Genomic DNA, 13,595 nt, shown 5'->3' with positions numbered 1-13,595 from the left:
GGGGGGAAAGGGGGGGAGGGAGGTTTTTTGTCGTTGTGGGGCGGTGTGTCAACCCTGGGCGGGGGGGAGAGGGTGTCCTCCCGGGGGGGTGGGGGGGGGGGCCCCCCCCCCCCGCGGTCGCTCAGCCGAGCGGGGCGGCCTCCACCACGGTGACCTCGATGTCGGCGCCGAACAGCCCGCGCAGGATGTCCCGGATCGAGTCGCGCATCGCCGCGCACGCCACCGGGTCGATCAGGCTCGCCAGGGAGGCGATGCCCAGGTCGAACCGGCTGTCGAACTCGACCCGCACCCCCTCGTCGGCCTCGACGACCAGCCACGAGCCGGTGAACGTCGCGAAGTCGCCCGTGGTCTGTTCGAAGTCGATGCGGCGGTTGACCGGGTCGATCTGGTCGCGTTCGGTCCAGACGAGGATGCCCCGGCGGAAGTTCACCTCCCACTTCGACTCCACCTCGGTCGGGCTGACCCGGGTCACCCCGACCGTCCGTACGGTGTCGGTGAACTCCGGATACGCGGCGAAGTCGGCCAACCGGTCGAACGACTCCTTGGCGTCTGCCCTGGGCAGCAGAGCGTGCACGATGACGGAGCACTCCATCGCGGGTGGCCTCCTCAGCTCGGGTTGACGATCACTGGTGCAACCCCCGGATCAGGTGACGCAGGCTGACCCGCCACGCGTCCTCGGCCTGCGCCGGGGTCATCGCGTCCGGTCCGCCGGGAATCGTGCCGAACGACGTCGGCAGCAGTTCGGGGATGATGACCAGCCCGCAGACGGCCACCACGCCGTCTAGCCGCGCCAGGTCCTCGGGAGGAAGGACGTCCGCGAACGCCGGCCGGACCAGCCGGTCCACGATGGACGGATCCGCGATCCGGCCGTCGGGGATGTCCATGCCGCACTCGCGGGCGGTTTCCGTCACCAGTTCGAGGTAGCGCTCCACCGGGATGCCGGCGGGTCCGGCGGTCAGCCAGTAGTCGCCCTTGCGCAGGTCGGCGTCGAGCACCGCGCGGATCCCCTGCGCGACCATGTCCTGGGGGACGAGGTCGAAGAACGTGCCGGGATGCGCTGGGATGAACGGCAGCTTGCCGGTCACCAGGTACTCGGCGAGCTGGTGCACTCCCTGGTGCTGGCGGATGACGCCGGTACGGGAGTCGCCGATGACGATCGCCGGCCGGACGATCACCGCGTCGATGCCGCTGTCGCGGACCGTCTGCTCGCCGAGGTACTTCGACGTGACGTACTCGTCGGTCCGCGCGGCCACCTTCTCGGTGCCCAGCCTGCCGCCGCCACCGGCCCGGCCGTACCGGGACACGTAGGCGGTGCTGACGTGGACCAGCGTCGCGTCCGCCTCGGCGGCGAACTCGACGACCCGGCCGAGGCCCTCGATGTTGAGCCGGTCCACCTCCGCCTGGTCGGCGGAGAAGTTGACGATGGCGGCCGAGTGGACCACCGCGTCGACCTCGGCGCACAGCTCGCGGTAGGCGCGGCGGTCGAGCCCGAGCGAGGGGGCGTGCAGGTCCAGCCGGACCACCCGGTTCGAGCCGCCCGGCAGGCGTCGGTAGGCGGCGGCGACCACGTCGTACCCGGAGAGTTCGGCCAGTACGGCGGTGCCCACGACGCCGCTGGCCCCGGTGACCAGGACGGTACGTCGCGTCATGCGGGGGAGTCGCTTCCGGTGGCGGGGAACCGCGCGGCCAGGGCGGCGCAGGCCCGCTCGAACGAGGCGACCAGCCGTTCTTCCTCGTCGGGAGTCATCGTGGCGGGTGGGGTGAGCCGCAGCACCGGGTGCGCGTTCATCGAGTGGTTGACGACCACGTCGTTGTCGAGCAGGTCCATCAGGAACTCCGCGGCGTGCATTCCGGAGCGGAACTCCACTCCGATGAGCAGCCCGGCGCCGCGTACGTCGGCCAGCAGGTGCCCGATCGGCCGCACCGTCTCGGTGATCGCCGCAAGTAGCCGCGCGCCCAGGTCGGCCGCCCGCTCCACCAGCTTCTCCTCCCTGATCACCTCGACCGTCGCGCGGACGGCGGCCATGGCGAGGGGGTTCGCGGAGAACGTGGACGTGTGCAGGTAGGGGTCCTTGTCGAACGGGGCGAACGCCTCCTCGGTCGCCAGGGTCGCCGCGACCGGCACCAGCCCGCCGCTGAGCGCCTTGCCGACCAGCAGGACGTCCGGCCGTACGCCGTCGCGGTCCGCCGCCCACCAGGTCCCGAGCCGCCCCAGCCCGGTCATCACCTCGTCCAGGACGAGCATCGCCCCCCGATCGCGGCACAGCGCCTCGACCGCCTTGAGATAGCCGGGCTGGGGGATGATCACCCCGCCCTCGCTCTGCACCGGTTCGACGACCACGCAGACGTCACGGTCGACGACGGCGGCGAGTTCGTCCAGGTCGCCGAACCTGACGTGGGTGACCTCGGGCAGCAGCGGGCGGAACGGGTCCTGATAGAGCGACCGCGCGGTGAGCGACAGCGCGCCGACCGTCTTGCCGTGGTATCCGCTGTGCATGGAGACCAGCCGGTGCCGCCCGTTCGCCCGGGCGATCTTGATCGCGGTCTCCACCGCCTCCGCGCCCGAGTTGGAGAAGTGCACCTTGACCAGGCCCTCGGGCGCCACCGAGGTCAACGCCTCGGCGGCCAGGGCGGCGGGCTCGTTCAGCAGCACCCGGGTGGACAACGCCTGCCGTTCGAGCTGGTCGCGCACCGCCGCGAGCACGACCGGATTCCCGGCGCCGACGAAGAAGACGCCGTAGCCGGCGCAGTTCAGCAGTTGACGACCGTCCGCGGTGTGCACCACGGTGCCCGTGGCGCCGACCTCCAGTGGTGTGTGGAGCATGGCGGCGACCCGACCCAGCCCCTCGCCGAGATGGCGGCGGTAGATATCGAAGACACTGGAGGACACGGCGGAAGTCTGCCCGAACGGCACCAACCGATCAATGGTCTACTCAGGACCATCGTCGGTGACCGAACAGCCGACCCGTCGAGCATTGCCGCCAGCGTTGACCTTGCTCTAGGGTGCCGGCGTGGACACGTACAGCGAGATCATTTACTCCGTTTCGGACCGGATCGCCACGGTCTCGCTCAACCGTCCAGAGGAGCGCAACGGCTACACGCTGCGGATGGCCGACGAACTCGCGCACGCGTTCGACCGCGCCGACCGCGACGACGACGTCCGGGTCGTCGTCCTCACGGGTACGGGTGAGCACTTCTGCGCCGGGTTGGACATGTCCGTGACGGAGTTCGACACCCCCGACGACCCCGAGGCCGAGTGGGCGGAACCGGCGGGGCGGTGCTCGATGCGGATCTTCGCGATGAACAAGCCGGTCATCGCCGCGATCCGGGGCGCGGCCGTCGGCGCGGGGGCCACCATCATCCTGCCGGCCGACTACCGGCTCGCCGCCACCGACGCGCGCTTCGGGTACGTCTTCAGCCGGCGCGGCATCTACGCCGAAGGCGCGTCCACCTGGTTCCTCCCGCGGCTGGTCGGGATGGGCTGCGCGCTCGACTGGATGATCAGCGGGCGGGCGTTCGACGCCGCCGAGGCGCTCTCGGCCGGCCTGGTGCACAGCGTCCACGAGCCGGAGCGCCTGCTCGACAAGGCGTACCAGCTCGCGCGGACCATCATCGCCACCACCGCGCCGGTCTCCGTGGCGGTCATCCGGCAGATGCTGTACCGGACCAGCGCGCTGGACTCGCCGTACCCGGCGCACCGGCTGGACTCCCGACTCTCCGCGGAGGCTCTGGCCAGCGCGGACGCGAGGGAGGGCTTCGACTCCTTCCGGCAGCGACGCGCTCCGGCCTTCCCCGGGCGGGTCAGCAGTGACCTGCCCGGCCACCTCCCGTGGAGGAACGAATGACGTCTATGGTTGCGGCATGACTGCGCAGGCAGCCGGGAACGGTCCGGAAGTCGCCGAACAGATCACCGTCGCGGCACCGGCCGGGACGGTCTACACGGCCGTTGCCGACGTACGGCGGATGGCCAGGTGGAGCCCGGAGTGCGTCGCGGTCTGGGTCACCCGGCGCGACAGCGGGCAGCCGCGACGGTTCGTCGGCTGGAACCGTCGGGGCCCGTTGCTGTGGTTCACCACCTGCCGGGTCGTCACCGCGACGCCGGGCAGCGAGTTCGCCTTCGACGTCACCACCTTTGGCCAGCCGGTGGCCCGCTGGGGCTACCGGTTCAGCGAGACCGACGGCGGCACCCAGGTGACCGAGTACTGGCAGGACCGGCGCAACCGGGTGGCCCACGTTCTCGGCCGGATCTTCACCGGCAGGGCGTCGGGCGACCGCCCGACCGTGAACCGGAACGGCATGCGGGAGACCCTGCGCCGGTTGAAGCGGGAGCTGGAGGCGGCCTGACCCCGCGGCGGCCGACCAGGTGTCGTCAACCGGCCCTACCCGAGGACGGGTAGGGCCGGGTTCGGCGGGCGGGGTCAGGCCCCCGTCGTCGCCAGCGTGCGCTCCTGCTGTGGGGTCGCGGGTAGGTCGTGCGACACGCGCGGGAGCCATTCCAACCACCGGGGCAGCCACCAGTTCTTCTCGCCGAGCAGGGCCATGACCGCTGGCAGCAGTACCGCGCGGACGATCGTCGCGTCGAGCAGCACGGCTGCGGCGAGCCCGACGCCGAGCTGCTTGGGAGCGGCCATCGGCAGCGTGGCGAAGAGCGCGAACACGGCCACCATCACCGTCGCCGCGCTGGTGATGACCCCGGCCGTGCGGGTGATCCCCTCGGTGACCGCCAGCCGGGTCGGTAGTCCTCGGTCGTGGCCCTCCCGGATCCGGCTGACGACGAAGACGTGGTAGTCCATCGACAGCCCGAACAGGATGACGAACAGGAACAGCGGCATCCAGTTGGTGATGCCGTCGGTGGCGCGGAAGTCGAGCAGCGACTCGAAGTGACCGTACTGGAAGACGTAGACCAGCATGCCGTAGGCCGCGGCGACGGACAGCAGGTTGAGCAGCACGCCGGTGACGGCCACGACGACGGACCGGAACGACACCAGCAGGAGCAGGAAGGCCAGGCCGAGAACGAACCCGAAGACCAGCGGCAGGGACTTCGCGAGCTGGTCGTTGAAATCCTGGGAGGTGGCGGTGGCGCCGGTGACGCCGACCCAGGCGTCGGGCAGCCGGCCGAGCGTCGCCGGCAGCACGGTGCCGCGCAGGGTCGCCAGGGCCTCCTCGGAGGTGCGGTCCCCGCCGGAGCCGGACAGCCCGACGCTGACGACGGCGACCGTACCGGCGGGGTTGACCTCGACCGTGATCGGCTCGTGCAACCGGCCGGTCGCCAACGCCTGCTCCTTGAACGCCGCCAGCGCGCCGTCCCAGGCCGGCCCCGTGAGGTGCGGGGCCTTGACCACGACCTCGGCCGGGGCGGCGCCGCCTGGGAACGCCGTCTGGATCGCCATGAACGCCTGCGCGATCGGTGTGCTCGGCGACAGGTCCTCGACGCCTTCCCCCTTCGTACGCAGGTCCAGTGCGGGTGCGGCGAGCGCGCCGAGTGCCACGGCGGCGAGCACCGCCGAGACCAGCGGGCGGCGCAGGACGAGCCGCAGAATCGTGCCCCACACCCGGCCGTCGGAACGGGTGCGGTACAGGACGGGGATCCGGCCCGAATCGACGCGGTCGCCGAGCGCGGACAGCAGCGCCGGCAGGACCGTCAGCGAGCCGAGCACCGCGGTCGCGATGACGAGGATGGTGCCGACGGCGAAGCTGACGAAGGTGGTGTCACGGGTGAGGAACATGCCGGCCATGGCGACGATGACGGTCAGCCCGGAGATCCAGACCGACCGGCCGGAGGTCTGCGCGGCGATGAGCAGCGCGCGCTGCGGATCCGAGCCGTTCCGGCGTTCGTCGCGCTCCCGGCGGATGTAGAACAGGCAGTAGTCGACGCCGACGGCCAGCCCGACGAGCAGCATGACGTGCGTGGTGGTGTCGACCGTCGGCGCCAGGTGGCTGGTGAAGCCGAGCAGGCCGATCGCGGCGACGACGGCGGTGATGGCGAGCCCGACCGGCAGCAACGCGGCGGCGACCGCGCCGAAGGCGACGAAAAGGATGCCGAGGGTGACCGGGATGGAGAGCATCGACAGCCTGGTCAGGCCGGCGTCGAGGTCGTCGCCGACGAGTTTGTCGCTGCTGGCGTCGCCGGCCTGCGCGATGTACAGCTGCGGGTGCGCCTGCTGGACCGCGGCGACGGCGTCGAGGACCGGCCCGACTCGGTCCTTGGCGGTCTCCGGGTCGCCGTGCATGGCGAAGGTGAGCAGCGCCGACTTCCCGTCCTCGGAGATCACCGGCGGGTTCATCGCGTCGGTGGCGCCGGTGGCCTGCACGGCGGCGGTGACCTCGGCGATGGCGGCCCGCCCCTCCGGACCGTCCACCGTCGACGTGCGCGAGCTGACGACAACCATCTCCCCGGCATGCTCTGCGGGGAAGCCGGCCTGTTCGACGATACGGTCGGCGTGGCCGGACTCGCCGAGGCCGAAGTCGCTGTCGGTCGCCTTGACGATGCCAGCCTGTCCACTCAGGACGGTGACACCGACGACGAAGACCAGCCAGCCGAGTATGGCGAGCGCGCGGTGACGGGCACTCCACACCGCGACGTGCGCCGCGATGCCGGTGACGTCTTCCCTGGATCTCATGTCTCGAACGGTATGGAGCGCGCCGGGGCGGGTCGATCCCGTGAGCCTCCTGGTGGGGGGTGGGGGCAGCCCTACCCGACGACCGGGGCGGGCCGGATGGACGCACGACGCGGACAGGAAGATCAACGGCTCATCATCCGCGGCGCAGCCCGAGTGGGCGGGCTGGATCAAGCCGTCAGTCGGAGTGACGGCGGCATACCCCAGTGCGTGGGTGGCGCCGCGAGCCGCGCAGGTGGCAGCGCCATCCGGCAGCATCTGGCCGCTACCGGACCTAGGCGGACACAACGGTCCTTACACCCCAGGAGATGTGAACCAACTACTTATAGCACCCCACGTGCTACATGTTGCGAAACCCGGAAAACTCCTCTTGTTTCACATGAACCGGCCTAACGTTCGTCATGGCTCGTCCTCCTGAGCCGATCAGAAGGGAGTGAGGAACATGTCGATGAGGTTTTTGACCAAGCTCGCCGGCGGGGTGGTGCTGGGCAGCGCCGCCCTGCTGATCGCCGCGCCCGCTACCGCGCTCGCCGCGACCGACGAAGGTCCCAAGGCGCCCACGACCTCGAACCAGGGGCAGGCGAAGAAGAAGTCAGACGACAAGCCGAAGACCTTCACCCTGCACGACAAGAAGGGCAACGGGGTCACCTGCGCTACCAACAAGCAGATCAACGAGCAGAACATCACCCAGATCATCAAGGACAACACCATCACGAACAGCATCGTCACCTTCAACCTGTCCGCAGCGCAGTCAGCGACGAACGACAACAGAACCCAGCCGAACAACATCGTCGTCTGCATCCGCGACCTCGACGTGGATGTGGATGTCGAGAAGGATCTGCTCGCCGACCTTCTCGGGATGGTCGAAGCCGGTATCGGCAAGGCTGGTTCGCCGGTGGGCCAGACTGCCGGCAGCAGCGGCGCGTACGCGGGTCCGGACGGAGCCTGGGTGTTGCCGAGGACGGCCGGCGTCGCCGCCGGTGACGGTGGCGCGCTCTCCGACACCAACACCGGTGCTCTGACGGCGACCGGTGCCGGCATGATGGGCGTTGGCGTGCTCGGTGGCATCGCACTGCTGCGTCGTCGGCGGTCCGCCAATGGCACTGTCGCCTAGGGCGGCCAGGAGCGCCCGCCACGGTTTCCCGTGGCGGGCCGCTGGCCTCGTCCTGGTCGTCCTCATCACGCTCACCGGAGCAGGACTGATCACGTTCGCGGCCACGGCTCCTGATCCGGTCGGGCCGCCGCAGCCCGACCCCGCCGCCGCACCGCAGTCCCTGCTTTCACCGCTGGCGGACGAACCCACCACACCAGAGCCGACGCCGAGCGAAGCCAACGCGTCGCCGGCCACCGGGACGACCCAGGGCGAGGCGCACAGTGCTCGCGGCCGCCTCGAAGCCGATCTCGGGTCCACCGCGACCCGCCCGTCTCCCGCACCGACGGTGGCCGGGATGCCGCGATCGCAGCCCACCCGCATCAGGATCCCGCGGATCGGCGTGGACGCGCCGACGGTTCCGCTCGGGCTGGACCGGAACCAGCAGATCGCGGTCCCACCGCTGGACCAGGCAAAGACGACCGGGTGGTACAAGCTGGGACCAAGTCCCGGCGAGGTCGGGACCGCGGTGGTGGTGGGCCACGTCGACTCACGCGCCACGGGTCGGGCCGTCTTCTACCGCCTCGGCGCGCTGAAACCCGGAGACATCATCGAGGTGCCCCGCAGAGACGGCACGAAGGCCCGCTTTGTCGTCGACGGGGTGGCCCGCTACCCGAAGAAGAAGCTCCCGCTGAACCTGGTCTACGGCCACACCGGCAAGGCGCAGCTCCGCGTGATCACCTGCGGTGGCGACTACGACAAGGCAGCGAAGTCGTACAAGGACAACATCGTGGTGTTCGCGACGCTGGCGCCCTGACCACGAACGTTCGCGGTGCTGGTGAGACGCCGGCCCGCGTGGCGGAGCGCTGGGACCATCGAGGCGGTCGGCAGCGCGGTGCTGGCCGGTGTGGCGACCGCCGGATGCATTCTCCTCTGCATTTGCAACCCGGCGCTGGCCTGGCTGCCAGGGCTGAGGTCGGGCCAGGTCAACCCGACAGTGACTGCCGAGGATGGGCCGGGGAACGTCCGGCCCATCCCGTTTGCTCAGAGCAGCATGGACGACGACACGGACGACACGTCGCCCCGACTGGCCTGGCGAGACCCACCGTCACCTCGTCCAGCGACCGTCACCCTGGCGTTGCCCGACCCGTACCGCTTGCCGGCGGTGCAGCCAGCCCTGTTTGGTCGGGGTCGACCTGGATTCGATACGGTCGTGCGCATGCTCAAGGTGTTGGTGAGTGGATGTCTGGCGGGTCGTCCGATCCGATTCAACGAGACTTCCGTGCCCGTCTGCTCGCCGATTTGGGATAAGTGGGCAGCCGAGGGTCGATTGGTGCACTTCTGCCCTGAGCTAGCGGTCGGATTCCCGGTTCCACGTCCAGCAGCAGAAATTGTGGGCGGCACCGCAGCCGGTGTCCTCGACGGCGCCGCGCACGTCCGGGAGGTGGATGGTCGAGACGTGACCGACCTGTTTCGGCTGGCGGCGCGTCGGGCGCTGCACCGAGCCGTCGAGGCCAAAGTCGCGCTCGCTGTCCTGGTCGACGGGAGCCCGACGTGTGGAAGCAGCACGGTCTACGACGGGTCCTTCGCCGGTCGTACGGTGTCCGGGCGCGGCGTGGCCGCGGAGGAATTGCATCGCCACGGTATCCCGGTGTTCCATGAAGGACAATTGGAACAAGCGGCATCGCTGCTTGACGAGCTTGAGCGAAATGACCTGGGGGCACCTGACGTGCCGCTAGCAAAACGGCTTCCGCGACCCTGAGGACGTCATCGAGATGCCGTTCCGCGAAGGTGGGCGGAATGAATTGTCTGCCGAGCCCGCCGCCGGGACGGATCCGGCCCTGAACCAGGCTGTGCCCCGTCGCGGCCGGTGTGGCAACCGGGTACGCGCGTGACAGGCTTCGTGGTCGGAGGAGCGCTCGTGCGACGTCAGCCGTTGGTCATCGCCGTTGCTCAACCACGGACCATCGCGTACGACATCGTCGCGAACGCGGCCGGGCACGCCGACGTGGTCCGGTCCGCGCGGGCGCGGGTGGTGGTCTTCCCCGAGCTGTCGCTGACCGGATACGAGCTGGACGCCCCCGCCGTCGCCGCCGACGACCCGCGGCTGGCGCCGATCGTCGAGGCCTGCGCCGAGGCGGGGTCGACGGCTTTGGTGGGCGCCCCGGTCCAGGGCGAGGCGGGCCGTGAACACATAGCGATGCTCGCCGTCGACGGGGCCGGTGCGCGCGTGGCATACCGGAAGGTGCATGTGCACCGGTCCGAGGAGCGGTTCAGCCCCGGCGACGGACCGGCGGTACTCGACGTGGACGGCTGGCGGCTGGGCCTGGCGATCTGCCGCGACACCCGGTTCCCGGAGCACGACGCGGCCACCGCGGCGCTGGGCATGGACGTCTACGTCGCCGCTGTCCTCGACCACGCCCGGGACGCCCACGTGCCGGTCGAGCGGGCTCAGCGCATCACCGCCGCCCGCAAGGTGTGGGTCGTCACGGCGAGTTTCGCCGGGTCGACCGGCGGGGGCTTCGACCGGGCGGCAGGCGGCTCGGCGGTATGGGCGCCCGACGGCACGATCCTCGCGCAGGCCGGAACCGAGGCCGGGGAGTTGGCAAGGGCGACGCTGCACAACCCGTAGACCGGGTCTCCCTTTCTACCAATCGGCAGAGGGGCTCGATGTCGCGGCGCTGATCAGGGGAACAGCCATGTCATCGCCTCCAGGCTCTTGCTCACGTACGCGTCCTGCCCGGTGTCGACTCCGTACGTCAGGTCCTCGAACAGCGTGCATCGGGCGTAGAAGACCGCTCGGTCGCGCAGGCCCTCGCGGTCGGGCTCGGGTGCGTCGTACCTGGCCAGGGCGAGGTCGAGCGCGTGTGGGCCAAGGTCGCGACAGATCAGGCCGAAGTCGTACGCAGGGTCGGCGATGGCGGCGTCCCCCCAGTCGATGATGCCGGTGACCTCACCGTTGTCGGGGTCGACGAGGACATGTTCGATGCCGAGATCATTGTGGGTGAACACCGAGGTGTGCGGTGCTGGCGGCGGGGTGGACCGGAAGAAGGCGTCGACGGCTGGCCGATGTCGAGGCGGAATGTGCCCGGCGACAATCGAGTGGAACTCCTCGGCGTCGCGGTGCCACTCGGTCAGCGGCGTGTCGTCGATGTCGACCAGCCCGGCCACGCGGTCGGCGGGGATGGCGTGAAGGGCGCGGAGAAGGTCACCCAGGGCGGTCACGACTGACGGAATCAGCGCCGCGCGCGATGCCTCGGGAATCGACAGGAGCGGGCGACCGCGCAGTTTGGGGTACGCCAGAACGCCGAGCTCGGCCGCCGCGAGCGATGGTTGGGGCACCGGTAGAGGTGAGGCGGGTGCGACCACCTGTAGCAATTGACATTCACGGGTCGCGCGGGCGGTGCGCTCGTCAGAGTCGGGGTCTTTGGAGATCCGGACCACGAGTTCGGCGTTCACCTCGTACGAAATGTTGTCCAGGCCCGCCCCGAGCGGGACCACCGACGTGACGTGGATGTCCGGCAGGTGGGCGGACACCATCTGCCGTACGGTCTGTTGGTCGTCCCACTCGGAAATGGTGGGACCGGGTTGTCCGGGCACGGGGCCTCCAGGATGTGGTGCGACGGCTGACGTCGGGACTGAGATGCTGGAAGTGGCCATGGGTGTCTTCGCGCGATCAACGGTGGCCGGTGGACGAGCTATGCGCGACACCGCTGACGTCGCCGTGGCAGGACACCCACCACAGCGAGGCCGACAATCACGGTGACCACGCCGGCGGCCAGCCATCCGGGCGACCCACCCGTGACGGGGCGACAGTCGGCGACGCACAGGATCGGCCTTATCCGTACCAGGTCGGCGCCCTGCAGTACCCATAACAGGCCAAGCAGGACGAGGGTCGTTCCGGCGACCATCCTCGCGGTCCTACGCCATCTCACGGCCACGCCCCTTCCGGTTCGGTGAGTGTCGGGATGCGTCAGAGGCATTCCGCAGCCGGCGTCGCTGTCGCGGGGACGGCAACCGGCGGCGAGCTGCCGGCCCGGGCGCTAGCGGTCGGCTAGGCTGGAAGTATTCAAGTAGCCTTAGAAGGTGAGATTATAAGGTGCCCGAACAATCTACAAGTGGCAAGCCGTTCCTGCCGCAGCTCATCGGTCAGGCGTTCAACCTGGTCCTCGACCAGCTTCACCACCACCTCGTCGAGACCGGATACGGCGACCTGCGACCCACCCACTACCTCAACGTGTTCCGGTTCATCGACTGTGACGGCACCCGGCCCACCACCCTCGCCCGGAGAGCCGGGATGACCCCGCAGGCGATGAGCGAGCTTGTGGGCTACCTGGAGCAACGCGACTACGTGCGGCGTGTCCCGGACCCGACCGACGGCCGCGGCCGCGTCGTCGTCTACGCCGACCGCGGCACCCGGGCCGCCGAGGTCGCCACGAGATTCTTCGCGGACCTGGAGGCCCGCTGGGGCGCCACGGTCGGCCACGACCGCCTCCAGGACGTCACGTCCGCTCTCGCTCAGATCCTCGACGCCTCTCCTCGCGGAGCCGCGACGTCGAAACCCTCCACACCATGACACCACCCGGTCGACGCCGTTCCTGCCGGCACCGGGCCTGCTGGTCCGGCTGCTACCTCACCGGCCAGCCCTGCCGGCCCAGCGCGACGCCGGCCTGGAACCGCGTGCTCACGCCGAGGCGCCGCTGGATCTCGGAGATCCTGCGGCGCACCGTCTGCGCCGACACCCCCAGTCGGGCGGCGATCGCCTCGTCCTTCATGCCGCTGGCCATCAGGGTCAACACCGTGTCCTCGTCGGCCGCCCGGGACCTGGCGGACGGGTCCTGGCCGTTGAACCGCAGTTGCACGCCGCGCCCCCAGTAGATGTCCCAGAGTGCGACGAGCGCGTCGAGCAGGGCGCACTCGTGCACCACCAGGCCGGCGTCCACGGCCTTGATCGGGTCCGACTGGACGAACGGCACCAGCGCGGTGTGGCGGTCGGACATGGACAGCTTCATCGGCAGCCCCTTCACGACCCGCGCCTCCTCCCCGAGCGCAACCATTCTCTGGGCGTGCTCGAGCACGCCGGGTTGCTTCAGCGCCTCCTCGTCGTAGATCGCGCGGGATGGCACGCCTCGGGCGAGCAGCCGCTCCTGCAGCGGCTCAGAATCGTCGGGCCGCTGCTGCGCGAACGGCGGCAGGACGAAGACGTCCAGGCTGCGGCGCGCGCTCAGCTGCAGCTGCTTCCAGCGTTCGGCGTACGCCTCACGACTGGTCACGACCTCGATCAGCTCGGTGACCCGTTCCTGCTCGGCCGGCACGCGGTGCAGCGCCGCGAGCCGCTTCGCGTCGAGGCGTACCTGATGCAGCGCCTCCTCCCGGGAGCGGACCAGGACCTCGACCACGACGTCCGGGGGCACCGACTGGTAGCGGGCCGGGGAGCCGCTGCGCCGGGTGACCATCGCCTTGCTCTCCAGTTCAAACAACGCGCCGCGCAGCCTCCGCTGACCGAAGCCGGTCAACGCCCGCAGTTCGGTCACGCTCGCCCCGGGGTTGGCCAGCAACGACCGGTAGACCTTCTCGGCGCTGTCGCCGACGCCCACCTCGTCCAGCACCCGCTCGTTACGTCGCACGGCCCGGACCCCCCCTGATCACTTCTCGACAACGGTGACTATCGATCATCATAAGTCCTTGACCTTGGCGCGCACCCACAGGAGGTTTACGAGGAAATTTGAAGATCCGTCTGGAGGAAGCGTGCATCTCCGCAGACCCGCGCTGGCCGGTGTGCTGGCGCTCGCCCTAGTGCCGTGACCACGAACGTTCACGGTGTTGGTTGACACGCCGCGCGGCCTGTCGGCCGGGCGGCGTTGTGCCGGTCAGGCTGTGGCGGTGGC

At 70.1% G+C, this 13,595-nt stretch carries 13 protein-coding genes; 7 read left to right on the top strand and 6 right to left on the bottom strand.

Features of this window, described 5'->3' with window-relative positions; all coding sequences use genetic code 11:
• Positions 1-121: 121 nt before the first annotated feature.
• Genes ACZ6O2_RS35465 through ACZ6O2_RS35455 form a run of 3 tightly spaced genes read right to left on the bottom strand, consistent with a single transcriptional unit; the run spans position 122 to position 2,890 of the window.
• Entirely contained in the window at positions 122-592 is a 471-nt protein-coding gene (locus tag ACZ6O2_RS35465) for a type II toxin-antitoxin system RatA family toxin (protein WP_466026057.1), read from the bottom strand.
• A gap of 31 nt (positions 593-623) precedes the next feature.
• Complete coding sequence (locus ACZ6O2_RS35460) at positions 624-1,649, bottom strand: SDR family oxidoreductase (RefSeq protein ID WP_466026056.1); 1,026 nt, start codon at positions 1,647-1,649, stop codon at positions 624-626.
• Entirely contained in the window at positions 1,646-2,890 is a 1,245-nt protein-coding gene (locus ACZ6O2_RS35455) for an aspartate aminotransferase family protein (RefSeq protein ID WP_466026055.1), read from the bottom strand. Before ACZ6O2_RS35455 ends, ACZ6O2_RS35460 begins: the two co-directional genes overlap by 4 nt.
• A gap of 121 nt (positions 2,891-3,011) precedes the next feature.
• Here ACZ6O2_RS35455 and ACZ6O2_RS35450 point away from each other — a divergent pair, with 121 nt between their 5' ends.
• On the top strand, positions 3,012-3,845 hold the full coding sequence (locus tag ACZ6O2_RS35450) for an enoyl-CoA hydratase-related protein (RefSeq protein WP_466026054.1): 834 nt from the start codon (positions 3,012-3,014) through the stop codon (positions 3,843-3,845).
• A 16-nt stretch (positions 3,846-3,861) separates the two neighbouring features.
• Positions 3,862-4,344 carry an SRPBCC family protein gene (locus tag ACZ6O2_RS35445; RefSeq protein WP_350709951.1) on the top strand — a complete coding sequence of 161 codons (483 nt, stop codon included), beginning with the start codon at positions 3,862-3,864 and terminating at the stop codon, positions 4,342-4,344.
• A gap of 74 nt (positions 4,345-4,418) precedes the next feature.
• Here ACZ6O2_RS35445 and ACZ6O2_RS35440 read toward each other — a convergent pair whose 3' ends face one another.
• A complete protein-coding gene (locus ACZ6O2_RS35440) occupies positions 4,419-6,620 on the bottom strand; it encodes an MMPL family transporter (protein WP_466026053.1) in 2,202 nt (733 codons plus the stop codon).
• 445 nt (positions 6,621-7,065) lie between these two features.
• On the opposite strand from ACZ6O2_RS35440, the gene ACZ6O2_RS35435 reads away from it, so the two are divergent.
• From ACZ6O2_RS35435 to ACZ6O2_RS35420, 4 genes are all read left to right on the top strand, one after another.
• Positions 7,066-7,731 carry a hypothetical protein gene (locus ACZ6O2_RS35435; protein WP_466026052.1) on the top strand — a complete coding sequence of 222 codons (666 nt, stop codon included), beginning with the start codon at positions 7,066-7,068 and terminating at the stop codon, positions 7,729-7,731.
• Positions 7,732-8,065: 334 nt separating this feature from the next.
• Positions 8,066-8,524: a class F sortase gene (locus ACZ6O2_RS35430; RefSeq protein ID WP_466026051.1), complete on the top strand. Its 459-nt coding sequence runs from the start codon at positions 8,066-8,068 to the stop codon at positions 8,522-8,524.
• Between the two features lie 402 nt (positions 8,525-8,926).
• A complete protein-coding gene (locus ACZ6O2_RS35425) occupies positions 8,927-9,469 on the top strand; it encodes a 2-thiouracil desulfurase family protein (RefSeq protein ID WP_466026050.1) in 543 nt (180 codons plus the stop codon).
• A gap of 159 nt (positions 9,470-9,628) precedes the next feature.
• Positions 9,629-10,339 carry a carbon-nitrogen hydrolase family protein gene (locus ACZ6O2_RS35420; protein ID WP_466026049.1) on the top strand — a complete coding sequence of 237 codons (711 nt, stop codon included), beginning with the start codon at positions 9,629-9,631 and terminating at the stop codon, positions 10,337-10,339.
• Between the two features lie 53 nt (positions 10,340-10,392).
• Here the strand turns inward: ACZ6O2_RS35420 and ACZ6O2_RS35415 are convergent, their stop codons facing one another.
• The gene (locus tag ACZ6O2_RS35415) at positions 10,393-11,247 is read right to left on the bottom strand and encodes a phosphotransferase family protein (protein WP_466026058.1); all 855 of its coding nucleotides are present in this window, start codon (positions 11,245-11,247) and stop codon (positions 10,393-10,395) included.
• 559 nt (positions 11,248-11,806) lie between these two features.
• Between ACZ6O2_RS35415 and ACZ6O2_RS35410 the strand changes: the two genes are divergently transcribed.
• The gene (locus ACZ6O2_RS35410) at positions 11,807-12,283 is read left to right on the top strand and encodes a MarR family winged helix-turn-helix transcriptional regulator (RefSeq protein ID WP_466026048.1); all 477 of its coding nucleotides are present in this window, start codon (positions 11,807-11,809) and stop codon (positions 12,281-12,283) included.
• A 52-nt stretch (positions 12,284-12,335) separates the two neighbouring features.
• On the opposite strand, the gene ACZ6O2_RS35405 is transcribed toward ACZ6O2_RS35410, so the two are convergent.
• Entirely contained in the window at positions 12,336-13,334 is a 999-nt protein-coding gene (locus ACZ6O2_RS35405; protein WP_466026047.1) for a LuxR C-terminal-related transcriptional regulator, read from the bottom strand.
• Positions 13,335-13,595 lie beyond the last annotated feature (261 nt).

The sequence above is a fragment of the Micromonospora sp. NPDC048040 genome (genome assembly GCF_055587185.1).
The sequence above is the reverse complement of the archived record's forward strand: the minus strand, read 5'-3'. Positions and strand labels throughout refer to the sequence as shown.